The organism is Stenotrophomonas sp. MMGLT7, assembly GCF_021168555.1.
Taxonomy (GTDB): Bacteria; Pseudomonadota; Gammaproteobacteria; order Xanthomonadales; family Xanthomonadaceae; genus MMGLT7.
On record NZ_JAJOZS010000003.1, the window covers coordinates 402791 to 425761 of the forward strand.

The following is a 22971-nucleotide window of genomic DNA, read 5'->3' on the forward strand; positions in this document are numbered from 1 at the left end:
CCGCTCCGGACTCAGGCCGCCGCGTCGGGCAGCGGCGGGGCCGGGGTGGGCTTGCCCTGCGTGTCCAGCGCCACCATCACGAAGTGGCCGCGCGTGCACAGCAGCCGCGTGCCGGTGAGCAGGTTCTCGGTGATCACCTCCACGTCCACGTGCATCGACGTGCGCCCGACCTTGACGATGCGCGCGATGGTCTCCACCAGGTCGCCCTTGTGGATGGGCTGCTGGAAATCCACCTGCTCCGAGCGTGCGGTCACCACCGTGCTGCGCGCATAGCGCGAGGCGACGATGAACGAGGCCATGTCCATCCATGCCAGCGCCTGCCCGCCGAACAGCGTGCCCAGGTGATTGGTGTGGTCCGGAAAGACCATCTCCAGCAACCGCGCCTCGGTGGGACGCTCGAGCGCTTCGGTGTTCGGTGCCATGCAGGGTTCCTTGAGTGGGGGGGCATCATGAAACCACAGCCGGGCCGACGGCCGCGTCCGCGACCCGGGCACCGGCGACGGCCCGCCGGCACGGCGCGCGGGCCGATCCCGGTCGGCGCGGTGCCGGCGAGGCCGCCGGCAGGAATGCCGCAGTGCACCATTGAACTGGGAGATGCGCGCACGATCGCCGGGCTTGGACGACGATCCCCGGTGTATGGGCGGAAGACCGGCAATGGCTCGTCTGCGGCGGGGCGCCCCGTATACTCCGGGATCGCTCAACCAACCCCAAGCTGACTGATGACCTCTACAACGACCTCTGCTCCGGTCGGGCCTACCAGCCTGCGCCGCTCTGTTTCCAACACGCTCAAGGGCTCCGCCGGCAACCTGGTCGAGTGGTACGACGTCTACGTCTATTCGGTCTTCGCCATCTACTTCGAATCCAAGTTCTTCTCCCCCGAGGACAAGAACGCCACGCTCTATGTCTGGGGCATCTTCGCGATCACCTTCCTGATGCGCCCGATCGGCGCCTGGTACTTCGGCCGCTTCGCCGACCGCTACGGCCGGCGCCTGGCGCTGACCGTGTCGGTCACCATGATGGCCGTGTGCTCCTTCGTGATCGCGCTCACGCCGACCAACGCCGCCATCGGCATCGCCGCACCGGTGATCCTGCTGCTGGCGCGGTTGCTGCAGGGCTTCGCGACCGGCGGCGAGTACGGCGCCAGCGCGACCTACATGTCCGAGGCCGCCATCCCCGGCCGCCGCGGCTTCCTGTCCTCGTTCCACTACGTCACGCTGGTCGGCGGGCACGTGCTCGCCCAGCTGACGCTGCTGATCATGCTGCAGTTCATGGAACTCGAGCAGATCTCGGACTGGGGCTGGCGCGTGGCCTTCGGCATCGGCGGCGCCTCGGCGATCGTGGTGTTCTGGCTGCGCCAGACCATGGACGAATCGCTGCAGTCCTCCTCGATCGAGGCGGCCAAGACCGGCCACGCCAAGAAGTCCGGATCCCTGCGCGAACTGTTCGTCCACCAGTGGCGGCCGCTGCTGCTGTGCTTCCTGATCACCGCCGGCGGCACCATCGCCTTCTATACCTACTCCATCACCGGGCCGAAGATGATCCAGAGCATCTTCGCCGGCGGCGACGTGCTGACGGGCACCATCATCAACCTCATCGCCCTGACCTTCCTGATGGTGCTGCAGCCGATCGGCGGCTGGCTGTCGGACATCGTCGGCCGCAAGAGCCTGCTGGTGTTCTTCGGCGTCGGCGGCGTGCTCTACACGTGGTACATGATCACCGCGCTTCCGCAGCAGACCGAATGGCTGCCGGCGTTCGCGATCCTGGCCGTGAGCTTCATCATCCTGACCGGCTACACGTCGATCAACGCGGTGGTGAAGGCCGAGCTGTTCCCGACCCACGTGCGCGCGCTCGGCGTCGGCCTGGGCTACGCACTGGCCAACTCCGCGTTCGGCGGAACCGCGCCGCTGCTGTACCAGGGCGCACTGAAGTCCGGCCACGTCAACGCGTTCATCGGCTACGTGACGGCGATCATCGCGGTCTCCCTGGTGGTCTACGTCTTCTTCCTGAAGAACAAGGGCGCGAACTGGCTCGACGACGAGAAGGCCATGCGCGAACGCGCGCGCTGATGCGCGGCTCCCCGGGACGTCCGCCGGCGTCCCGGGATTGCTGCAGCATCGGGACCACGGCTGTCTGCCGGGAACCGCGCCCGGGGCGAGCCGGCCCCGGTTAATCGTGCCGGCTGCCGCGCGGGGCATGATACGGGCCGCATCTTCGCGCCCATTCCAGGCGACATCCGCCCAACACATCGACAACACAGGAGAACCGACCGTGGCAGTGAACAAGCAGCAACTGGACAGGATCGCTTCCGGCAAGGGTTTCATCGCCGCGCTCGACCAGAGCGGCGGCAGCACGCCCAAGGCGCTGAAGCTGTATGGCATCGACGAATCGGCCTACTCCGGCGACGCGGAGATGTTCGACCTGGTGCACCAGATGCGCGCCCGTATCGTCACCAGCCCCGCCTTCAACGGTGAGCGCGTGCTCGGCGCGATCCTGTTCGAGCGCACCCTCGACGACAGCTTCGCCGGCCAGGAAGCGGCGACCTACCTGTGGGAAACCAAGCAGGTCGTGCCGTTCCTGAAGATCGACAAGGGCCTGGAGGACGAGGCCGACGGCGTACAGCTGCTCAAGCCGATCCCGGACCTGGCCGCACTGCTCGCGCGCGCCAAGGCCAAGGGCGTGTTCGGCACCAAGGAACGCTCGGTCATCAAGGCCAACAACGCCGCCGGCATCGCCGCCGTGCTCGACCAGCAGTTCGCGCTGGGCCAGCAGGTGCTCGACGCCGGCCTGATCCCGATCATCGAGCCGGAAGTGGACATCAAGGCCGCCGACAAGGAAGCCATCGAGGCCGAATTGAAGCAGGGCCTGCTGGCGCGGCTGGACAAGGTGGATCCGCAGACCCCGGTCATCCTCAAGCTCACCCTGCCGAGCGTCGACGGCTATTTCCAGGAGCTGGTCGACCACCCGAGCGTGCTCAAGGTGGTGGCGCTGTCCGGCGGCTACGCCCGCGACGACGCCAATGCGAAGCTGGCCCGCAACCCCGGCGTGATCGCCAGCTTCAGCCGCGCGCTGACCGAGGGACTGAGCGCACAGCAGAGCGACGACGCGTTCAACCAGGCGCTGGACACGGCGATCGAATCGATCTACCGCGCATCGATCGCCTGACGCGGACTGCCCCAACGGCGTAGCCCGGGCACCCGGGCCACGCAGGACCACCAGCGGGACCGTCCGTAGGAGCGACTTCAGTCGCGATGGGGCTCTACCGGTAGAGCCCCATCGCGACTGAAGTCGCTCCTACGGGTCGCTCCTGCCAACAACCTGGCTGCTTGTCATCGCTGCGCCCCGGCGACCTGCCCCTGTTCCAGCCGATCCGACTCCGCCTCGCGGCTCGCCCGATCCCGGCACCTTCCGGCTCGACCCCATGCGCGCATTCGCCCTTCTCCTGATCCTGCTGCCGTGCGCCTCGTATGGCGCCACGCATTCGCCGGAGCGAACCGACAGGATGCTTTTCGTCGGCAACAGCCTGACCTACTACGGCAACATGCCCGCGGTCTTCTCCGCACTGGCGAGCGCCAACGGCAGGCCGACGCTCAGCGACATGATCGCCAAGGGCGGTGCGACGCTGACCGAGCGGGTGTCCGACGGGTCGGTCGCGCGGGCGCTGGACGGACGCAAGTATTCCGCGCTCGTCCTCCAGGAACGCGGCGGCGACCTGATGTGCGCCTTCGGCCCCGACTCCTGCATCCAATCGCGGCAGGCCATCCAGTCCCTGGCGCAGCTCGCCAGTGAAAAAGGCGTGCACGTGGTGCTCCTGGGCACCTACCAGGCCAATCCGGCGGCATCCCGGAGCCTGGTCGAAAGCGAGTCCGCGGCTGCGGCAGAGGCGGGAATCCCCCACATCGAGGTTTCCGGGAAACTCCAGCGGCTGCGAGCCACCGCGCCGGAACTGTCATGGTTCGGCCCGGACGGCATGCATCCGGGAAAGGACCTCGCCCTGCTCGATGCGGTGCTGGTCTACCAAGCACTCCATGACTCGCTCCCCGAACCCGGGCCGCTCACGGTCAAGGCCCCGATCTACGGCAACAACAGCGGCCTCACCGAAGCACTGAGACAGGCCGACGCCCCGCCGCCGCTGCCATCCACCCCGGGCGAAGTGGAGTATCCGGCCGATACGCTAAAGAAGTTGCTTGATGCGATGAGGGACAGGGACAGCTGACGGCTGTCCATCCAGTCCGACGCGATTGCGCGATGCCGTGGAAACTGCACCGCATGCTGCGCTCCTCCATGGCTGCACGAATGCACCACCTGATCGGGTAAGACCGCCACGCCGCCTCAGCCGATGGGTTGGCGCCAGTCCACGGAGGTCGAGCCCGCCCCCCAAGAGCGGAGTACCGTGCCGCTGGCCCTGGAACGATGGTGCAGCCTCCTGGCCGGGCATGCACAACGACTGACCACCCGGCAGCCATCTGCGATACGCCCTGCCGGCGAAGCATCGTCAGGTGCCCGGTGGAGTTCCCGCCGCCCGCGGTGATCGCCGGGCAAGCAGAAGGCGCCAGCCACGGCCAAGCAGGCCGATGCCGGCGACGACGAGAAGGCCGTACGCGGCCAGCTGCCCCAGGGCATGGCCATGCGCGTAGGCGGCATCGTGCGTGGCCGGCCAGATCGCCGTGATGCTCGACGGAAGATGCCTGGCGCCACGGAGCAGCAACACGGCGCCGGAAAGCAGGAGCAGATACGGAGCGAATGCGCGAATGTTCGACATCACCTGAGCCATGCGAGTGGGTAGAGGAAAAGCTTTCTTGCCACCCGGCTCTCCCCGCTGCAACGGAGAGCGGGTTCGATCGAGTCGTCGGGAGGCAAGAAGCGGACCCTTCCGCCATTGGACCACAGACGCGCCTTCAATCCACCGCCTGGCTGAAGGCATCCACCGCGCGGATGGCGTGCGCGACATCCTCGGCGGAGAAGTTCGCGCTGAGGTTGCGCAGGGTGTCGCCTTCGTTGTTGGCCAGCGCCCCGATCCTGACCAGGTCCTCCCAGCTGGCATCCTCCAGGTGCAGTTCCTCGAGCGTGGTCGGCATGGCGATGGAGCGATAGAAGCGGATGTAGCTGGCAATCTCCTCGTCCGACCGCTGCTCCAGCACCATGTGCGCCAGCGTGCCGTAGGCCACCTTCTCGCCATGGGTGAGGTGGTGGATGTCGCCCTGGATCGCGGTGAACCCGTTGTGGATCGCGTGCGCCCCGGCCAGGCCGGCGTTCTCGAAGCCCAGCCCGGAAAGCAGGGTGTTGGCCTCCACCACGGCCTCCACCGCCGGCGTCACCAGCTGCTGGGCGACCGCGGTGTAGGCGCTGAACCCATAGGTGAGCAGGGTCTTCTCGCAGGCCTCGGCGATCGCCATCGCGGCGACCGTCGGTGCCCCGCCCACCATCGAGGCGCTGTTGGAACGCTTGACCGCAAGCGCCTCGACATAGGTGGCCAGCCCGTCGGCGATGCCCGAGGCGAACAGGCGGACCGGGGCCTGGGCACAGACCCCGGTATCGACCAGCACCAGATCCGGGTTCTTGTCGTAGAAGCGGTACTTCTCGAACACCCCGTCGTCGCTGTAGATCACCGACAGCGCGCTGCACGGCGCATCGGTCGAAGCGACCGTGGGCACGATCAGCACCGGCTGTTTCAACTCGTCGGCGACCGCCTTGACCGTATCGAGGGTCTTGCCGCCGCCCAGGCCCACCACCAGCGCGGAGCCGAACTTCCGCGCCAGTTCGGCGAGCCGCAGGATCTCGGAGTTGGAGGACTCCCCGGCGAAGGGCTCGCGCTGGTAGTCGACCTTGCCCGCGAGCGCGGACTCGACCCGCTCGCCGACGATGTCCCACACGATGTCGTCCGCCACCAGCAGGGCCCTTGGCCCGAACCCGGCGGCGTACTCGCCCAGCTGGTCGAGAACCCCGTTGCCCTGCACGTACTTTGCCGGCGAAGAGAAGATGAAATTGCGCATTTCCACACTCCCTGATCAAGACGGTTGGATGACGCACCTGCTGGCCCGATGGTATTCCAGGCGGCCTGGGCACCGATGCGATCGTTGGTCGCATCGACCGGCGTCATGGCCCCTGCCGTGTCGTGGCGTCCAGGCAACGGACACCGTAGCGAACGCCTGTTGCAGCTGGCGTTCGCGCCGGCCAGGCGGGTCTGCCGGGTACTTTGTCCGGGCCTCCGTCCACTGCAGGACGAGCGGACCGCGGGACCAAGCCGCCCGACCCGCGGCCGACGCCATGTGCTAGATTCCGCCCAATGATTCGGGGTGCCCGCGGTCGCGGGCTGAGATCACACCCGTCGAACCTGATCGAGTTAGGACTCGCGAAGGGAAGTCAAACGATGAACGCTGCAGTACCGTTTCCGCCGTCACCGGGCGAGGCCCTGCGCCTGCTCCGCGCCCGCACACCCCTGGTCCAGTGCATCACCAACTCGGTGGTGACCGGCTTCACCGCGAACGTGCTGCTGGCGCTCGGGGCGACGCCCGCGATGGTCGACATTCCCGGCGAGTCGTCCATCTTCGCCGCCATCGCCGACGGCGTGCTGGTGAACCTGGGCACGCCCACCCCGGGACAGAGCGCGGCCGCGCTCGAGGTTCCCGCCGCCACCCGGCGATGGGTGCTCGATCCGGTCGCGGTCGGCGTCCTGCCGGTGCGCACCGCCCTGGCCTCGCAGCTGCTCGCCGCCCGCCCGGCGATCGTCCGCGGCAACGCCTCGGAGATACTCGCGCTCGCCGGGATGGGAGAAGGCGGACGCGGCGTCGATGCGATCGATACCCCGGAAGCCGCGCTGGCGGCGGCAGCGGCGATCGCCCGGCGCTGCGGGGCGGTGGTCGCGGTCTCGGGCCCCGTCGACCTGATCACCGACGGCACCGAGGTCGTGCGCGTATCCGGCGGCGATGCGCTGCTGACCCGGGTGACCGGGGGCGGCTGTTCCCTCGGCGCGACCATGGCCGCCTTCCTCGGCGTGTGCGCGGCGCTGCCCGCGGCCATCGCCGCATCGGTGGTGCATTCGGCCGCCGCCGAGCACGCGGCGGCCCGCGCGGACGGGCCGGGAAGCTTCGCCGTGGCCTTCCTCGATGCGCTAGCGGCGCTGGAGCCGGCCGCGCTCGACCAGCCCGGGCGCCTTGCCCGGCTCGCACTGGACGCGCCCGCGGAGATGCTGCGATGACCGCTGGCTTCGACCTCGCGCTGCACCTGGTCACGGACGAGGAACTCCCCTTCCCGCGACTGCTGGAGATCACCGCCCAGGCACTCGACGGCGGCGTGACCGTGGTCCAGCTGCGGGCCAAGCGCACGCCCGCGCGGCGCCTGGTCGCCCAGGCCTGCGCGCTCTCCGAAGTCACGCGGGGACGGGCGGCGCTGATCGTCAACGACCGTACCGACGTGGCGCTCGCCGCCATCGACGCCGGCGCCCGCGTGGATGGCGTGCACCTGGGACAGGACGACATCGCCCCGGCCACGGCACGACGCCTGCTCGGGCCGCAGGCACTGATCGGCTGGACCGCGGACACGCCGTCCCACCTGGCCGAGGCGATCGCGATGCCTCCCGGCACCCTCGACTATCTCGGCGTCGGGGTGATCCGCGCCACCGGCTCCAAACCCGACCATCCGCCGGTACTCGGCATCGACGGCTTCGCCGCGTTCGCTGCCGCCTCGCCCCTGCCCTGCGTCGCCATCGGCGGCATCGTCGCGGCCGACGTCCCGGCGCTGCGCGCGGCCGGTGCGGCCGGGGTTGCCGTGGTCTCGGCGATCTGCCGCGCGCCCGACCCGCAGCAGGCGGCCCGGGATCTGAGCGGCACGCTCGCCACCGCCACGGGAGCGCAACCGCGATGATCCCACGCGTACTCAGCATCGCCGGCACTGACCCCAGCGGCGGCGCCGGCATCCAGGCCGACCTGAAATCGATCGGCACACTCGGCGGCTACGGCATGGCGGTGGTGACGGCACTGGTCGCGCAGAACACCCAGGGCGTGCGCACGGTGCACGTCCCGCCCGTCGCGTTCCTGGTCGAACAGCTCGATGCCGTCAGCGACGACGTGCGGATAGACGCCGTCAAGCTCGGCATGCTGCACTCGGCACCGCTGATCGCGGCCGTCGCCGACTGGCTGGCGCGCACGCACCCGCCGATCTGCGTGCTCGATCCGGTCATGGTCGCCACCAGCGGCCACGCGCTCATCGATCGCCAGGCCACCGAGGCGATCCGCGGCCTGTGCGACCACGTCGACCTGGTCACCCCCAACATCCCCGAACTCGGCGTACTCGTGGACGCGCCCGCGGCGACCACCTGGGACCAGGCCGTGGCCCAGGCCAAGGCGCTTGCGACCGCCAGCCGCACGACGGTGCTGCTCAAGGGCGGCCACCTCGTGGCCGAGGACTGCCCGGACGCGATCGTCACCGCCAACGACGTGACCGAAGTCGCCGGCCGGCGCATCGCCACCCGCGCCACCCACGGCACCGGCTGCTCGCTCTCCTCCGCGATGGCCACCCTCGCCGCCTCCGGACTGTCCTGGCCCGATGCGCTGGCCCGGGCCAAGACCTGGCTGGTCGGCGCCATCGAGCACGGTGCCGCCCTCGATGTCGGCACCGGCAACGGCCCCGTCGACCACTTCCACGAGTTGCGCCCGCATCTGCCCGCGACCGGCTGGTGCGATGGCGCATGGAAGCGGACGGCGGACCTGCGCGCCCGGGTCGACGCCTGCGCCTTCGTCTCCGGACTGCGCAGCGGCCGGCTCGACCCGGCCCGGTTCCGCTGGTATCTCGCCCAGGACGCGCTCTACCTGTCGGACTACTCCCGTGTGCTCGCACGCGCCAGCGTTCTCGCCGCCAGCGCTGCTGAACAGGCGTTCTGGGCACAGTGCGCGGTGACCGCGCTCACCACCGAGGCCGAGCTGCATCGCTCCCGCCTCGACGGCATCCACAGCGAACCGGCCGCAACCACGCTGGCCTACGTCAACCACCTGCATGCCGTGGCCGGCACCGGCTCGTACGCCGAGGTCGTCGCCGCGGTGCTGCCGTGCTTCTGGCTCTATGCCGACCTCGGCCGGCGCCTGGCCGCAGCCGACCACGACGCCCACCCGTACCACGACTGGCTCGGCACCTACGGCGATCCCGCCTTCGAGGAAGCGACGCGAACCGCCATCGCCATCACCGACCGCGCCGCCGGCAACGCCGACACGGCACAACGCGCGCGGATGACGCTCGGCTTCGAGCGCTCGATGCGGCATGAACTGGAGTTCTTTCTTGCGCCGACGCGGTGATGGGTACGCTCGGTCGCTCCACGCGCCGCGTCGGCGGAAACATCTGCGAGCGGCTTCTTCAACGAACGGATACCGCTCCCCGATCCTTCTCGGGGCGCATACAAAAGGCTGTCATGTCATCGAGAATCACGCGTACTTCCCAAGGCGAACCGGCCCCACGTCCGGTGGCCGCGGCCATCGCCACGGTCTTTCGCGACGGCAAGGTACTCCTGGTGCGGCGAGCCAACCCGCCCGACGCCGGTCGCTGGGGATTCCCGGGCGGGAAGATCGAGAGCGGAGAACGGATAGAAGACGCGGCGGTGCGCGAACTTCGGGAGGAAACCGGAGTCCACGCCGAAGCGCACCGGGTCTTCACTGCCGTCGATGTGTTCGACCGCGATGAGGGCGATCGGCTTCGCCGGCATTTCGTTCTGATCGCGGTCCTGTGCGAATGGAGATCGGGCGAACCCATCGCCGGCGACGACGCGCTCGAAGCACGATGGTTCGGCCTCGACGAACTCGACGACGCGGGAATTGCGCTCAGCCCCGATGTCGCCGAGGTCGCGCGACAGGCTGCCGCTTTGTACGAGCGGGAAGTTGCCGCGCAGTCTAGAGGTCGCCGGGCTGAACTGGAGGATCGGAAGGAGGGAACCTAATCTTGAGGTTTCCGGATTCTTCCAGTTACCTTCTCGGCCGCCACAAGCGGCAGGCTGCCCTCGTCATGGCGGCGTCGACTTGAGCGAATTGCTAGGGCGCATGGCTCGAATACCCTACAGCCGTCTGTGCGTTGTCCCGCAGCGCCAAGTCCTTTCCGAGACCATAACCCAGCACCATAAGCAGAAATGCCAGGCCAGTCGCCGCGCCGACCACCCCAATGATCCTGTTGCGTCGATACTGCGCCGCTGCAAGAAGGATGATGGAACAGCCTAGGAACAGTGGAGCCCAAGTAACGCCCACAAACATAAAAGCAATTGCGGCCACAAATAGCCGACTGCCGGACTGCATGCTTCTACCTCACTCACCGCTTATCTCCTTAAGGCGCCCGAACGCCGAAATTAGGCCGCACCATAAAGCGGCATCCGCTTACGGATTGTTAGGGGCCGGTCTGCGTAGCCTTGCGGACCAACCACCATGTGATCGCAATTGCAAATAGGTTGACTCCAACGAACCAAGGGCTTCCAGTCTGCATCAGCGAGTAGTTGAAGGTGCTACCGAGTAAAAAGTTGGCATTGAGCTTAAGAGGGAAGACTTGGAGTGAAACAGTTGTATGGAAGCCACTGGACAAGAAATAGCCGAAAAGGGGAGAGCCAAAGGCGGGGATCTGGATGAGCCAATACTTGACCGCGGACCGTTCAGCCCCAGGCTTGCCCTCTAGCAACTGCACGCCGCACCAAATGCCGCAAGTATAGATGGCGATAAATCCAATACAGAACGGCCACTCGATAGGATTGCTGCGCGTCAAAATCAAAGAAAGCGCAGCCGCGAAACCCACGGAGCCCCCGCCAAGGGTAAGAATGCCTATCGCCCGTCGCTGCCAGAGTTTCATCACGCCCCCTAACGTCTGAATTGAGCTGACCGGCGAAGCCGGTGCGGCTTGAATGAGTTGTCAGGCGATGATGCCAGGAGTTGGTAAACCACGGACCGTGCTCCCCAGCACCGCCGCCACGTGCCGAGCATGCCACAGATTGTGAGGTCGAGGCTTGCACGTGGTACTTGCCGCTAGACGTGGCAGAAGCCGGAGGCAATCAGCGTAGTGGAACAACCGAGCCAGACGGCGAAGCGATGCCCTGACCGATGGTCGTGGACATGAGGACTACCGCCCGGAGCTGACCAGCGAAGCGCCAGATGTGTTGCCCAAGACGGAAACCACACAATATCAACAACACTACCACCTGACGTCTGGATTAAGCCGCGCCACGAAGCGGCGTCGGCTTGAATAAATTGTCAGGCCGCAGCTCAGTGCGCCTGAGGGTCAAAATACGCCTCCCACGTATTCGGCGAGGAACGTAAACCGGACGCCCGCCTGAAGTAGCTCATAGCTTCTTCGTGATCAGCAGAGTTGATGAGAGCGACTCCAAGATTGAAATACGTATTGCGATCTTGCGAACCCACGCCGATAGCGGCGCGCAGAACCTGAGTTGCCTCTGGATGTTTGCCGGCATCACTTAGCACTGCGCCCAAGCATGTGAGCACCTCTGCGTTCTGGGGTTCCTTCTGTGCGGCCACCCGAAGGATGCGCTCAGCTTCTGCTATGTTCAGCGCGAAACGACCTGGATGCCGCTGAATGTCGTTCATGAGCGCCTTTGCATCTGCGAGAGAGTTCATATGGGGCCTAACGCCTGAGTTAAGCCGCACCGCGAAGCGACATCGGCTTGAATGAACTGTTAGACGGCTATCGTCTACTTGGCGAGCTCGCCCGTCACGTATGCGGAGATCTCGCGCGTGTTCCGGATGAACTCCGCCTCGAGATTAATTCCACACTTGTTGGCCAGAACCATAATTGACCACAAGCAGTCTGACAGTTCATGACCCAGTTTCGCTTGATGGTCATCGATTGTGCGGACGCCGGCGTGGGCCTGGATCAGCTTCGCTAGGTCGCCGACATCACCCATGAATCCGAGCGCCAGCTCCTGCGTGCTCCAGACGCGACCCCAGCGCTTGATCTCCAGCTGTTCGTACAGGTCGTTTAGCTGCAGCGCTGCTTGTTCGAGATCACTGAAGTTCATGTTATGCCGCCTGATTACTATTCAGCCCCAAATACGAGGCGTTGCACCTAGTGTCCACCCTCCGCATCGGCATGGAAACGGAAGAAACGCTTGGCTTGTCAGCGTATCGGGCGATGATCGCCCGGCAACAACGTGGCTTCCGGACCGTGTTATGCGACTTCTATCCGAAAGCGGTGTTATGCAGCGTAATCCACGGCGTAACAGCCCTGACGAACCGTACCGGCCTACAGGTGCCTGCCCACCGCCGCCTCCACCTGCGCCGGCGACTGGAATCCCGCCAGACGCGCCACCTCGGTGCCGTCCCTGTATACGCCCAGCGTCGGCGTCTGCCGCAGGCCCAGGCCGATGAAGAAGGCCTCGCCGACGGTTTCCAGCTTCACCTTGAGCAGGGTGACACCCTGGGCGGCCTCGCTGGCAGCGAACTTCTGCAGCGACATGTCGAGCATGCGGCAGCCGGGGCAGTTGTCCTTGTAGAAGTCCACCAGCAATTGCGGGTGGGCCTTGAGGGCGGCGTCGAATTCGTCAGGCGAGGTGGCGGTGATGGTCTGCATGGGGGTCGTTCTTGTGCGTGAGCGGGTCGTGGTGGGAAGCGAGCACGCCGGCGGTCCATTGCGCGATGCGGGCGGCGTCGCGCTCGCCGTGCGGCATCTGCTCGATCTCGAGGGCGGGATGGCGGCTGCCGAAGAAGCGGGCGATGCGCTTGACCGCGCCGCAGTAGTACTCCATGCCCCACTGGGTCTCGCCGGTACCGAACACGGCCACGTCGATCTCGCGGCCGGCCGCGGCCACCAGCGCTTCGATGTAGCGCTTCATCTCGGACGGGGTGCGGCCGGCGTTGTCGGTCCAGCTGCCCAGCAGGTGCAGGTCGAACCGCGCGGCGCGCGCGGGATCGCCGAGCACGCCGTCCAGGGTCTGGATGTCGGTGTGCAGCTGCACCACCTCGTGCCCGGCCGCCTCGCAGTGGCCGGCGATCTGCCGGGCCACTTCGCGGGTGTTGCCGCTTAGCGAGGCGTAGGCGAGGAGGATGTGCATGGTGGCGGGATTGGGGATTCGGGATTGGGGATTGGGAAAAATCGGTCCGGTTTTCTGCACTTGCCAATCCCGAATCCCGAATCCCGAATCCCAGCTCCTCAAAGATCGTCGAAGCCGTTGTCCGAGTTGGTCTTCTTGTAGCTGGCGTTGCGCATCTCGAAGAAGTCGGTCTTGGTCTCGGTGAAGTTGTCGGCGTAGGCCTTGATCCACGGCATCACGTTGTCGCTGGTCTCGGCGTAGATCTTCTCGATGCCGAGCATGCCGGCCATCTTGTTGGCGCGGTACTGCACGTAGCGGATCATCTCGTCCACGTCGATGCCGTCGATGCCGTCGAGCACCTCGCTGGTCCACTGCGTCTCCAGCTCGATGGCGTGCTTGAAGGCGCCGTGCACGTAGTCGGTCAGCTCGTTGGTCTGCAGCTCCTCGTTCTCGCCGACGATGGCGCGGATCACCTCGCTGATGAACTTGGAGTGGGCCAGTTCGTCGCGGTTGATGAAGCTGATGATCTTGCCGGTGCCGGTCATGCGGTTCTGCCGCACCAGGTTGTAGAAGTAGGCGAAGCCGGAATAGAAGTTGATGCCTTCCAGGATCGAGGACTGGATCAGCGCGCGCAGCAGCGTCTCGCCGGTCTTCTCGCGCATGAAGTCGTCGTAGGCGCCCATGATCGGCGCGTTGCGCTTGATGATCGTGGGATGGGTGCGGGCGATCTCGAACACCCGGTTCTGGTTCTGCAGGTCGGTGATCGAGGCCAGCACGTAGCTGTAGCTCTCGTTGTGGATCACTTCCTGCTGGCCGATGATCGCGGCGTTGGCGTGCGCGGCCGGGTCGGTGATGTACTCGGCGACGTTGTAGATGAAGCGCGTCTGCGGCGAGTCCAGCGTGGCCAGCAGGCCGATGATGGAGTCGTAGGCGTTCTTCTCGCGCGCGGACAGCTCGCCATACTGCTTGGCGTCGCCCTTCATGTCCACCTCGTCCGGGATCCAGAAGTTGGTGGAGAGCTCCTTGTAGGCGCGGTAGAACGACGGGTAGGGGATGTCGTTCCAGTTGAGGATGCCGGAGGTGGTGCCGTTGATGATCCCGGTGGAGCGGTTGGGATGCAGCGGCTCGAGAATCTTGATGCGTTCCAGGGGGGTTGCCATGGTGTTCCTGTCGATGCGCGGCGCGCCGGGGGCGCGCGTGGCGGTTGGTGCGGTTTACGTGTCAGCTTCCGTCGCGGGGAGGCGAAGGCGTGGAGCTGCCCTCATCCGCCCCTTTCGGGGCACCTTCTCCCGCATGCGGGAGAAGGAAGATTCAAGATGTCATCCCGCTTGCGGGAGAAGGGAGGTTCCGCCTGCGCTCCCGCGCGCGGGAGAACCGACGTTCAACGTGCGCTTCCGCCAGCGGAAGTGACATTCCCTTCCGCCCGGGGAAGCGGGGAATCCGGTCAGCTCGAGCACCACTCGCATTCGGCGATGTCGATGTCGTTGGAGCGCACGTAGTAGGTGGTCTTCAGGCCCTCGCGCCAGGCGGTCATGTGCAGCTCAAGCAGGGTGCTGGCGCGGATGGTGCTGGGCACGTAGTAGTTGAAGCTGATGGCCTGGTCGACGTGGCGCTGGCGGCGCGCGTTCTGCCGCACGCTGGCGAACTGGTCCACCCGGTAGGCGCCCTTCTCGTAGTACGGGTAGTTGTCCAGGGTGAGGTCCGGGGCCACCACCGGGCGACGGTAGTCCTTCTTCTCCTCGTAGTAGAACACGCTGTAGATCGGGTCGATCGAGGCGGTGGAGCCGGCGATCTGCGCGGTGCTCATGTTCGGCGCCACCGCCAGCAGCCAGCCGTTGCGCAGGCCGTTGGCGTTCACCTGCGCGGCCAGATCGCGCCACTGCTCGCTGTCGTAGCCGCGCGCCCGGAAGTACTGGCCGGTGTGCCAGTCGCTGCCCTTGAACACCTTGTAGGCGCCCTTCTCCTGCGCCAGCAGCATGCTGGCCTGGATGGTCAGGTAGTTGATGCGCTCGTACAGCTCGTCGCAGTACTGCTCGGCGTCGGGCGAGTTCCAGTCGATGCACTTCTGCGCCAGCAGGTGGTGCCAGCCGAAGGTGCCCAGGCCGATGGCGCGGTACTTCTGGTTGGTGATGGTGGCCTGCGGCACCGGCAGGTCGTTGAGGTCGATGACGTTGTCGAGCATGCGCACCTGGACGCGGATCAGGCGCTCGAGCACGTCCTGGGTCAGCAGGTCCGGCGCGGCGGTGACGGCGCGGCCGAGGTTGATCGAGGACAGGTTGCAGACCACGAAGTCGCCGGCCTTCTTGGTGGTGACGATCTGGTCGCCGCTGATGACCTCCTGGATCATCCGCGTGGGGCTCATGTTCTGCAGGATCTCGGTGCACAGGTTGGACGAATAGACCATGCCCTGGTGCTTGTTCGGGTTCATCCGGTTGACCTCGTCCCGGTAGAACATGAACGGGTTGCCGGTCTCCAGCTGGCTGATCATGATCCGCTTGAAGATGTCGATGGCCTTGACCACCTTGCGGCCGATGCGCTCGTCGGCCACCACTTCCTCGTACTTCTCGCGGAAGCTGCCTTCGCCGCGCGTCTCGTCGAAGAAGTCCTGCAGGTACCAGCCCTTGATCTCCTTGACCTCGTGCGGGTCGAACAGGTACCAGTCGCCGCGGCGCTCGACCGTCTCCATGAACAGGTCGGGGACGCAGATCGAGGTGAACACGTCGTGCGCGCGCAGGCGCTGGTCGCCATTGTTCAGGCGCAGGTCCAGGAACGCCTCGATGTCCTTGTGCCAGATGTCCAGGTACACGGCGATGGCGCCCTTGCGCTGGCCGAGCTGGTCCACCGACACGGCGGTGTTGTTGAGCTGCTTGATCCACGGCACCACGCCGCCGGAGGAGTTGGGCACGCCGCGGATCGAGGAGCCGGACGAGCGCACGTAGCCCAGGTAGGCGCCGACGCCGCCGCCGCCCTTGGACACGCGCGCCACGTCGGTGTTGGAGTCGTAGATGCCCTGCAGGCTGTCGTCGACGGTGTCGATGAAGCAGCTCGACAGCTGGCCGCCGACCTTGCCGGCGTTCTGCAGCGTCGGCGTGGCCACGGTCATGTACAGGTTGGACAGCGCCCAGTAGGCCTCGCCGACCAGCTGCATGCGGCGCTCGCGCCCGCCCGCGCCGGTGCCGGCCTCGTTCTGCATCAGGTACAGGGCGATGGTGAGCCAGCGCTCCTGCGGCAGCTCGTAGACGCGGCGCGAGTGGTCGGTGGCCAGGTAGCGGGTGGCCAGCAGGTACAGGCCGTTGTAGTTGAACAGCTTGTCGCGCTCGGGATCGATCAGCTGCGCCGCCTCGGCCAGCTCGTCCTTGGAGTAGTTCTTGAGGATGTCGATCGAGTACACGCCGCGGTCGGCCAGGCTTTCCTGCAGGCCGACGTAGGAGCCGTACTTCTGCTCCACGTCGTAGAAGCGGTTCTTGCTGGCGCGCTTGTACAGGCGGGCCAGGTACAGGCGCGCGGCGAAGAACTCCCACTGCGGGCTGGTGATGTCCACGCGCGACTCGGCCTCGCGGATCATGTAGTCGACCATGTCGTCGGCCGACAGGCTCTCCTTCTTCTCGATGAAGGAGAACACCCGCTCCTGGTAGTCGCCGATGTCCAGCTGCGGGAACTCGGCGTGGATGCGGTCCAGCGAGCGCTGCAGGCGCGAGCGGTCGAAGGCCATGCGGCGGTTGCCGCCTTCCTTGACGATCCAGGTCACCGCGCGCTGGTCGTTGCTGGGCTCGACGGCGACCGGCTCGGCGGCGGGTTCGGGGGTGGTGGAGGCGATGGGCATGGTGGCGTCCTGGGTGGACTCGGGCCAGTCTTCCTGGCGGGCGTTGGAGGCGGGCAGGCTTTCGGTCTGGGACATGTCTTACTCCATGCGTGGCGCACGCCTTCCGCGACCCGACCCCGTGGGCTGCGGCGGCCGGGCCTGCAGGGTGGTCTGATGGCGTCGCAGGGCCTGCTGCCGCGAGAAACGCGCGGCGGCCATGCTGCGCCAGCCATCTCCCCCCGGAGACTGTTCGGCCGGCACCGCGCGCGGTGCTTCGCGCGGCTGTCGGCAGGTCTTCGGACTCATGGGCACGGAAGGCGGCGCCTTCCTCCCGTCCCCGCCGCTTCCCGGTGCCTGCGGCGCCAGTGCTGTGGGGCGGGTTGGTTCCCAATTACCGCTGCGGGGCAGTGCTGGACTTGACCGTAGAAGGCGTCGCACCAGCTTCCCTTTCAAAGCCGGCAACTTGGGGTCGCCGGCACCGACGGCCACAAGATAGGGGGGTCATTGATCCAGGTCAACACCAAATCTAGGGGCGTCCGTGGAACCCTTGCGGCCCGGTCCCTCGCCCGTGGAACCGCCCGTGTCCGGGCCGCGGATGCCGATCGCGGCTGCGCAGTCAAGCGCCTGGAGGGCGGTTGGAGCGTGCCGGTAAAGCAGGCGTTGCCTCCCGCCGGCGGCCCGCCCCGCGTCCCGTCGGCATGAGCTCATGCCGACAGGGCATCGGGCCCCCCGTGCCCCCGCACCGCGACGACGCGCGGGACGGGCCCGGGGCCGGATGGGCTGCCGCTCAGCGCGTCCAGTGCACCGCCGACAGTGCGGCGTGCAGGCGCTCGCGCGCCTGCTGCGGCTGGAACGGCACCGCGCGCGGCGGGTCGTAGACCTCGGGGCGGGTGCCGCTGACCATCAGGTCGATGGCCACGCAGCGGCCGTTGCGCACGCTGCGGTAGCCGTCGACCTGCATGTAGTGGCTCATCGCCGCGTCGCCGGCGGTGAAGTGGACGAAGGCCACGTTGCCGATCTCGACCTGGTCCGGATCGCCGCTGATCCCGGCCGGCGGCTGCAGGCATTGCGCCACGTCCAGCATGTTGTCGCTGACGCCGATGCGCATCTCCGCGGCGGTGATGTCGTTGGAGCCGTCCAGCACCAGCGCCGCCAGCGCGCGGCCGCGGCTGTCGGCCGGCGCGAACGCCTTCCAGCTCTCGCCGGCCGCATAGTCGCGGTGGAAGTGGCGGTACAGGGTCATGCCGGCCACCGGGTCCAGGCTCAGGCCGATGGCGTCGTCGCTGAAGATCGGCGCCGGCCGCCCGGGCGGCGCCTGCGCCGCGGGTTCGGGCGCGGGTGCGGCGGACGCGCCGGAGGGATGCGTGGCCGATGCCGGGGCGCCGTTGCCGCCGCACCCCGCCAGGAGCAGGGCGGCAGACAGCGGGAAAATCCATCCGAACCGAGTGCCCATGCCGTGTCTCCGCTGCAGGATCGGGCCATGCTGCCGCAACCCGGGTGAACGGAGCCCACGCGGAAGGTGCGAAAGCGCAAAGGTACGACATGCCCACGCGCACCGCCCCCTTCCTTTCGCCGCTCCGAAATCCTGCCGCCGCGTTCCCCCTCCCTTTCGCCGAAGGCGAAGGGGAGGGATGGGGAGGGGTGCACTTGCTTCCCGTCCTTCAACTGCCGGGTTGCCGCAAGCCCATTGCCGAGGGGGCAAAGCTAAAAGCCACAGCAACGGCACCTCTCCCCAGCCCTCCCCTGCGCTTGCGCGCAAGGGAGGGGGCGACAGCCGCCTCGGCTAGCCGGTGCCCGATCGCCGACATCCGTGTACCCGTCGTCCCCGCGCAGGCGGGAATCCAGCGACTGTCTCGATGAAACCGGTCATCCATGGATCTCAGAGTGATTCGTCCTTCAAGGCACAAGCATGGGGTCCCCGCCTGCGCGGGGACGACGGGTTCGGTTTTTCCCCGTGTACTCGGTTTTTCCGGATATTCGGTTCTTCCCGTCTTCCGGATATGAGTCGCACCGCTGCGGCCGACAGCGGCCGGGCGTCTTCTCCCGACAGCGTGCACGAACGCGGGGATCCAGGGTCGCCCTGACCGATCGCGGCGGCGTCCATGACCTCCTGCCTGCGCGGGAGCGACGGCCGGATTTCCCCGGACGCGCAACGGGCGTCCGCGGCGGCGACGACGCACGCCGGCCGGACACCGCCTAGCCCAGCTTGGCGTCCACCGGCAGTTTCACGTTCATCAGCGAGGCGTCGTCCGGGTCGGCGCGCATGCCGAAGCCCAGGCTCTCGCACATCGCCAGCATGTGGCGGTTCTCGCGCAGCACCTGGCCCTCGACCGTCTTCAGCCCCAGCCAACCGGCGTACTCGATCATGATCTTCATCAGCTGCCAGCCGATGCCGTGGCCCTTGAGGTCGGAGCGGATCAGGATGCCGTACTCGCCGCGCTCGTAGTCGGCGTCGGCATGCAGCCGTACCGCGCCGAGCATGTCGCCGGTCTTCGGATCGATCGCCACCAGCGCGATCGAGCGCGCGTAGTCGAGCTGGGTCAGGCGGGCGATGAATTCGTGGCTGAAATGCTTGACCGACTGGAAGAAGCGCAGCCGCAGGTCGTCGTCGGTGACGCGGGCGAAGAAGGCGCGGAACAGCGCATCGTCCTCCGGCCGCACCGGGCGCACGAAGGCGGCGGCGCCGTCGCTCAAGGCGATGTGGCGCTCCCACTGCTTGGGGTAAGGGAAGATGGCGAAGCGCGGATGGCCGCGGCCCTTGTGCAGCCTGCGGGTGGGCGCCACCGCCACGCGCGCGTCCAGCGCGATCACGCCGTCGCGGTCGGCCAGCAGCGGGTTGATGTCCAGTTCGACGATCTCGGGGATGTCGGCGGCCAGCTGCGCCAGCTTGACCAGCACCAGCGCCACCGCGCGCTCGTCGGCCGCCGGCACGTCGCGGTAGCCCTTGAGGATGCGGCTGACGCGGGTGCGGCCGATCAGCTCGTGCGCCAGCCGCAGGTCCAGCGGCGGCAGCGCCAGCGCCTTGTCGTCGATCACCTCCACCGCGGTGCCGCCGCGGCCGAACACGATCACCGGGCCGAAGGTCGGATCGTCGGCGATGCCGGCGATCAGTTCGCGCGCCTTGGGCCGCTGCAACGTGGCCTGCACCACCACGCCGTCGATGCGCGCATCCGGGCGCAGACGGCGCGCATGGGCCAGGATCTCGTCAGCCGCCTCGCGCACCGCCTGCCCGCTGGCCAGGTTCAGGCGCACGCCGTCGACGTCGGACTTGTGCGCGATATCGGGCGAGAGCACCTTCACCGCCACCGCCGAACCGGTCGCCAGCAACGGCGCGGCCGCCGCCGCGGCCTGCTCGCCGTCGGCGGCGAACAGCACCGGCACCGCGGGGATGCCGTAGGCGGCCAGCAGCCGGGTGGTGGCCAACGGGTCGAGCAGGTGCTGCCCGGCCGCCAGCGCCTGCTCGACCAGCGCGCGCGCGGCCTCGGCATCGACGACGAAGTCCTCCGGCAGGCTCGGCGGGGTCTCCATCAGCGCCGCCTGCGCCTCGCGGTAGCGCACCAGGTGGGTGAAGCCGCGCACCGCGTCGGACTCGGTGGCGTAGGTCGGCACGTGGGCGGCGTTGAGCAGTGCGGTGGCGCGGTCGTCGTTGCCCAGCCACACCGCGAACACCGGCTTCTCGCGGTAGTGGTGCGGGCGCTGGCCGAGGGTGCGTGTCAACGCCTGCGCCACGTCGGCCGAGGAGGTGAACGCGGTGGGCACGTTGACCACCAGCACCGCGTCGTTGTCGGGGTCGTCGAGCAGCGCCTGCACCGCCGCGGCGTAGCGCTCGCCGTCGGCATCGACCACGATGTCCACCGGATTCTGCCGCGACCAGTCCGCCGGCAGGTGCTGGTCGAGCTGCTCGACGGTCTTGTCGGACAGGCCGGCCAGGGTGCCGTTGAGCGCAAGCAGTTGGTCCACCGCCAGCCGGCCGACGCCGCCGCCGTTGCTGAGGATCGCCAACCGCCGCCCGGGAAAGGTGCCCAGCCGCCCCAGCGTCTCGGCCGCGGCGAACAGTTCGTCCAGCGCCGTCACCCGCAGCAGGCCGGCGCGGTTGAAGGCGGCGCCGTAGACCAGGTCCGAGCTGGCCAGCGCCTGCACGTGAGTCTCGGCGTTGAGGCTGGCGCGGGCATGGCGGCCGGACTTGACCACCACGACAGGTTTGGCGCGCGCGGCGGCGCGCGCGGCCGACATGAACTTGCGCGCATCGCCGATGTGCTCGACGTACAGCAGGATGGCGCGGGTGCGGTAGTCGGTGGCGAAGTAGTCCAGCAGGTCGCCGAAGTCCACGTCCACCGTCTCGCCCAGCGACACCACCGCCGAGAACCCGACCGAGCGCGCCACGCCCCACTCCACCAGCGCGGCGGCGATCGCGCTGGACTCGGACACCAGCGCCAGGTCGCCGGCCTGCGGGCTGTGTGCGGCGATGGAGGCGTTGAGCCGCGCATGCGGGGCGATCACGCCCAGGCAGTGCGGGCCGAGGATGCGCATGCCGCAGGCACGCGCGGTCGCCTCCACCCGTGCCGCCGGCGATCCCTCTCCCTGGCCCAGCCCGGCGGTGAGGATGATCGCCGCGGCCACGCCACGGCGCGCGGCCACGGTGACGATGCGCGGCACCATCCGCGCCGGCGCGGTGATCACCACCAGATCGGGCACCCAGTCCAGCGCGGTGAGCTTGCGCACCGTGCGCACGCCGTCGATCTCGCGGTAGCGCGGGCTGACCCAGCCGATGCGTCCCGGGAAGCCGGCGTCCTTGAGGTTGCGTACCACCGCCCGCCCCGCCGAATGCTCGCGCGGACTGCCGCCGACGATGGCGACGGACTGGGGACGGAAGACCTGCTGCAGGTGGTAGGTACTCATTGCGGGCGTAGGGCGGGCGGATCGGCTACACGTTACACGGGCACGCCGGGCACGGCATGCCGCGGCGCGATCGCTGGGGCATCCGTTCGGTCCAGGGGTGTCCAGTGGCGATTTTTCCTGCATGCGACCTTCGTGGATGTCGTCCCGGCGCAGCCCTGTCTCTTCATCACAGATGGCAACAGAAAAGTGTCCTTCTCCCGCTTGCGGGGGAAGGTGCCCGAAGGGCGGATGGGGGCTGTTTGGAGCATGGGAGAGCTACAGCAAAAGCTCCCCCATCCGGCGCTTCGCGCCACCTTCCCCCGCAAGCGGGAGAAGGGGATCCGGGGGGATTTCAGATGTCCGGACGCAACGCGCATTCACTTGTTGATAACAATTCCCGTTTAGCGTGTAGAATGCGCGCCGTCAGCCAGCGCCCGACCATGGAGGTCCTGCCAGCGATCCCTCGATCGACAGGACCTCACCCCATGAAACCGCTGAACCTGCTGGCCGGCGCCCTGGCCTGGGCCGCGGCGATGGCCGCCTCGGCCCATACGCCCTATCTGGCTCCCAGCGACTTCGCCCCGCGCCCCGGACAGACCGTGGCGCTGGACGCCTCGTTCGCCGAAACCTTCTTCGTCCCCGAGGCCGCCTTCGACGACAGCCGCTTCAGCGTGACCGGCCCGGACGGCAGCAGCGTCGCGCCGGACACCGTGCAGACGCTGAAGACCCGCACCGTCGCCGAGCACACCCTGCCCAAGGCGGCCGGTACCTACCGCTTCAGCACCGGCCCGCGGCTGGGCGCGCTGTTCCGCACCTGGGAGGTGGACGGCAAGCGCGAAAGCTCGCGCGATCCGGCCACCAGGATCCCCGCCGGCGCCAAGGTGATCTCCGACTTCCAGTCGCTGACCCTGGCCGAGACCTACGTCAGCGTGGGCGCTCCCGACCGCGGTGCGCTGGCCGCGCGCGGCACCGGCCTGGAGTTCGTCGCGGCCACCCACCCGAGCGACCTGTACGTCGGCGAGCACTTCGAATTCATCGTGCAGTACGACGGCAAGCCGTTGCCCGCGCAGAAGGTGGAGATCACCGAGGCGGTGTGGACCTCCGACCGCAAGCCGCACACCGAGACGCTGCTGAGCGATGCCCAGGGACGTGTGCGGGTCACGCTGCGCGACGCCGGTACCTGGCTGGCGCTCAGCCGCTATCGCACGCCGGCCCCGGCCGGTGCGGCGGTGGCCGAGTACAGCAACAGCTACACGCTCACGTTCCACGTACTCGAACAGTAGAGCCGGGC

Annotated in this window: 20 protein-coding genes and 2 riboswitches; of the genes, 8 read left to right on the top strand and 12 right to left on the bottom strand. The window is 67.7% G+C overall.

Going from position 1 to position 22971, the window contains the following annotated elements; translation table 11 throughout:
* Positions 1-11: 11 nt before the first annotated feature.
* Positions 12-422, bottom strand: coding sequence for an acyl-CoA thioesterase (locus LRX76_RS06470; RefSeq protein ID WP_231803256.1), 411 nt, complete (start codon positions 420-422; stop codon positions 12-14).
* Positions 423-719: 297 nt separating this feature from the next.
* On the opposite strand from LRX76_RS06470, the gene LRX76_RS06475 reads away from it, so the two are divergent.
* From LRX76_RS06475 to LRX76_RS06485, 3 genes are all read left to right on the top strand, one after another.
* Positions 720-2066: an MFS transporter gene (locus LRX76_RS06475; RefSeq protein ID WP_231803258.1), complete on the top strand. Its 1347-nt coding sequence runs from the start codon at positions 720-722 to the stop codon at positions 2064-2066.
* Between the two features lie 208 nt (positions 2067-2274).
* Positions 2275-3162 (top strand): fructose bisphosphate aldolase, encoded by an 888-nt coding sequence (locus LRX76_RS06480; protein ID WP_231803377.1) that lies wholly within the window; start codon positions 2275-2277, stop codon positions 3160-3162.
* Between the two features lie 256 nt (positions 3163-3418).
* The gene (locus LRX76_RS06485; RefSeq protein ID WP_231803260.1) at positions 3419-4213 is read left to right on the top strand and encodes a hypothetical protein; all 795 of its coding nucleotides are present in this window, start codon (positions 3419-3421) and stop codon (positions 4211-4213) included.
* Positions 4214-4492: 279 nt separating this feature from the next.
* Here the strand turns inward: LRX76_RS06485 and LRX76_RS06490 are convergent, their stop codons facing one another.
* Together LRX76_RS06490 and LRX76_RS06495 are read right to left on the bottom strand one after the other, a co-directional pair.
* A complete protein-coding gene (locus LRX76_RS06490; RefSeq protein WP_231803262.1) occupies positions 4493-4771 on the bottom strand; it encodes a hypothetical protein in 279 nt (92 codons plus the stop codon).
* 124 nt (positions 4772-4895) lie between these two features.
* A complete protein-coding gene (locus LRX76_RS06495; RefSeq protein ID WP_231803264.1) occupies positions 4896-5990 on the bottom strand; it encodes a glycerol dehydrogenase in 1095 nt (364 codons plus the stop codon).
* 289 nt (positions 5991-6279) lie between these two features.
* Positions 6280-6375, top strand: a riboswitch (TPP riboswitch).
* On the opposite strand from LRX76_RS06495, the gene thiM reads away from it, so the two are divergent.
* From thiM to LRX76_RS06515, 4 genes are all read left to right on the top strand, one after another.
* A complete protein-coding gene (gene thiM, locus LRX76_RS06500; RefSeq protein WP_231803266.1) occupies positions 6368-7195 on the top strand; it encodes a hydroxyethylthiazole kinase in 828 nt (275 codons plus the stop codon). (Overlaps the previous riboswitch by 8 nt.)
* Entirely contained in the window at positions 7192-7860 is a 669-nt protein-coding gene (gene thiE, locus LRX76_RS06505; protein WP_231803267.1) for a thiamine phosphate synthase, read from the top strand. Before thiM ends, thiE begins: the two co-directional genes overlap by 4 nt.
* A complete protein-coding gene (gene thiD / locus LRX76_RS06510) occupies positions 7857-9284 on the top strand; it encodes a bifunctional hydroxymethylpyrimidine kinase/phosphomethylpyrimidine kinase (RefSeq protein WP_231803268.1) in 1428 nt (475 codons plus the stop codon). Before thiE ends, thiD begins: the two co-directional genes overlap by 4 nt.
* Before the next feature lie 164 nt (positions 9285-9448).
* On the top strand, positions 9449-9919 hold the full coding sequence (locus LRX76_RS06515; protein WP_231803269.1) for an NUDIX hydrolase: 471 nt from the start codon (positions 9449-9451) through the stop codon (positions 9917-9919).
* Positions 9920-10356: 437 nt separating this feature from the next.
* On the opposite strand, the gene LRX76_RS06520 is transcribed toward LRX76_RS06515, so the two are convergent.
* The 9 genes from LRX76_RS06520 to LRX76_RS06560 form a co-directional block, all read right to left on the bottom strand.
* Complete coding sequence (locus LRX76_RS06520) at positions 10357-10809, bottom strand: hypothetical protein (RefSeq protein ID WP_231803270.1); 453 nt, start codon at positions 10807-10809, stop codon at positions 10357-10359.
* A 410-nt stretch (positions 10810-11219) separates the two neighbouring features.
* Positions 11220-11558 carry a UDP-N-acetylglucosamine-peptide N-acetylglucosaminyltransferase gene (locus LRX76_RS06525; protein WP_231803271.1) on the bottom strand — a complete coding sequence of 113 codons (339 nt, stop codon included), beginning with the start codon at positions 11556-11558 and terminating at the stop codon, positions 11220-11222.
* 104 nt (positions 11559-11662) lie between these two features.
* A complete protein-coding gene (locus LRX76_RS06530) occupies positions 11663-11989 on the bottom strand; it encodes a nucleotide pyrophosphohydrolase (protein WP_231803272.1) in 327 nt (108 codons plus the stop codon).
* Positions 11990-12213: 224 nt separating this feature from the next.
* Positions 12214-12540 (bottom strand): thioredoxin family protein, encoded by a 327-nt coding sequence (locus LRX76_RS06535; protein ID WP_231803273.1) that lies wholly within the window; start codon positions 12538-12540, stop codon positions 12214-12216.
* A complete protein-coding gene (locus LRX76_RS06540) occupies positions 12512-13021 on the bottom strand; it encodes a flavodoxin (protein WP_231803274.1) in 510 nt (169 codons plus the stop codon). Before LRX76_RS06540 ends, LRX76_RS06535 begins: the two co-directional genes overlap by 29 nt.
* A 98-nt stretch (positions 13022-13119) precedes the next feature.
* A complete protein-coding gene (locus tag LRX76_RS06545) occupies positions 13120-14160 on the bottom strand; it encodes a ribonucleotide-diphosphate reductase subunit beta (RefSeq protein ID WP_231803275.1) in 1041 nt (346 codons plus the stop codon).
* Positions 14161-14444: 284 nt separating this feature from the next.
* Positions 14445-16898: a ribonucleoside-diphosphate reductase subunit alpha gene (locus LRX76_RS06550; RefSeq protein ID WP_231803276.1), complete on the bottom strand. Its 2454-nt coding sequence runs from the start codon at positions 16896-16898 to the stop codon at positions 14445-14447.
* A 173-nt stretch (positions 16899-17071) separates the two neighbouring features.
* Positions 17072-17300, bottom strand: a riboswitch (cobalamin riboswitch).
* Positions 17301-17589: 289 nt separating this feature from the next.
* On the bottom strand, positions 17590-18255 hold the full coding sequence (locus tag LRX76_RS06555; protein WP_231803277.1) for a hypothetical protein: 666 nt from the start codon (positions 18253-18255) through the stop codon (positions 17590-17592).
* 743 nt (positions 18256-18998) lie between these two features.
* A complete protein-coding gene (locus tag LRX76_RS06560) occupies positions 18999-21701 on the bottom strand; it encodes a bifunctional acetate--CoA ligase family protein/GNAT family N-acetyltransferase (RefSeq protein ID WP_231803278.1) in 2703 nt (900 codons plus the stop codon).
* A 464-nt stretch (positions 21702-22165) separates the two neighbouring features.
* Between LRX76_RS06560 and LRX76_RS06565 the strand changes: the two genes are divergently transcribed.
* Positions 22166-22963: a DUF4198 domain-containing protein gene (locus LRX76_RS06565; protein WP_231803280.1), complete on the top strand. Its 798-nt coding sequence runs from the start codon at positions 22166-22168 to the stop codon at positions 22961-22963.
* Positions 22964-22971: the final 8 nt, after the last annotated feature.

Bases quoted from the DNA above. Each gene is read 5' to 3' on its own strand.
- LRX76_RS06535 (WP_231803273.1), bottom strand. From the start codon at position 12,540: ATGCAGACCATCACCGCCACCTCGCCTGACGAATTCGACGCCGCCCTC.
- LRX76_RS06550 (WP_231803276.1), bottom strand. From the start codon at position 16,898: ATGTCCCAGACCGAAAGCCTGCCCGCCTCCAACGCCCGCCAGGAAGAC.
- LRX76_RS06555 (WP_231803277.1), bottom strand. From the start codon at position 18,255: ATGGGCACTCGGTTCGGATGGATTTTCCCGCTGTCTGCCGCCCTGCTC.
- LRX76_RS06545 (WP_231803275.1), bottom strand. From the start codon at position 14,160: ATGGCAACCCCCCTGGAACGCATCAAGATTCTCGAGCCGCTGCATCCC.
- LRX76_RS06565 (WP_231803280.1), top strand. From the start codon at position 22,166: ATGAAACCGCTGAACCTGCTGGCCGGCGCCCTGGCCTGGGCCGCGGCG.
- LRX76_RS06540 (WP_231803274.1), bottom strand. From the start codon at position 13,021: ATGCACATCCTCCTCGCCTACGCCTCGCTAAGCGGCAACACCCGCGAA.
- LRX76_RS06485 (WP_231803260.1), top strand. From the start codon at position 3,419: ATGCGCGCATTCGCCCTTCTCCTGATCCTGCTGCCGTGCGCCTCGTAT.
- LRX76_RS06560 (WP_231803278.1), bottom strand. From the start codon at position 21,701: ATGAGTACCTACCACCTGCAGCAGGTCTTCCGTCCCCAGTCCGTCGCC.
- thiE (WP_231803267.1), top strand. From the start codon at position 7,192: ATGACCGCTGGCTTCGACCTCGCGCTGCACCTGGTCACGGACGAGGAA.
- LRX76_RS06530 (WP_231803272.1), bottom strand. From the start codon at position 11,989: ATGAACTTCAGTGATCTCGAACAAGCAGCGCTGCAGCTAAACGACCTG.
- LRX76_RS06520 (WP_231803270.1), bottom strand. From the start codon at position 10,809: ATGAAACTCTGGCAGCGACGGGCGATAGGCATTCTTACCCTTGGCGGG.
- LRX76_RS06470 (WP_231803256.1), bottom strand. From the start codon at position 422: ATGGCACCGAACACCGAAGCGCTCGAGCGTCCCACCGAGGCGCGGTTG.
- LRX76_RS06490 (WP_231803262.1), bottom strand. From the start codon at position 4,771: ATGGCTCAGGTGATGTCGAACATTCGCGCATTCGCTCCGTATCTGCTC.
- thiM (WP_231803266.1), top strand. From the start codon at position 6,368: ATGAACGCTGCAGTACCGTTTCCGCCGTCACCGGGCGAGGCCCTGCGC.
- LRX76_RS06525 (WP_231803271.1), bottom strand. From the start codon at position 11,558: ATGAACGACATTCAGCGGCATCCAGGTCGTTTCGCGCTGAACATAGCA.
- LRX76_RS06495 (WP_231803264.1), bottom strand. From the start codon at position 5,990: ATGCGCAATTTCATCTTCTCTTCGCCGGCAAAGTACGTGCAGGGCAAC.
- LRX76_RS06475 (WP_231803258.1), top strand. From the start codon at position 720: ATGACCTCTACAACGACCTCTGCTCCGGTCGGGCCTACCAGCCTGCGC.
- thiD (WP_231803268.1), top strand. From the start codon at position 7,857: ATGATCCCACGCGTACTCAGCATCGCCGGCACTGACCCCAGCGGCGGC.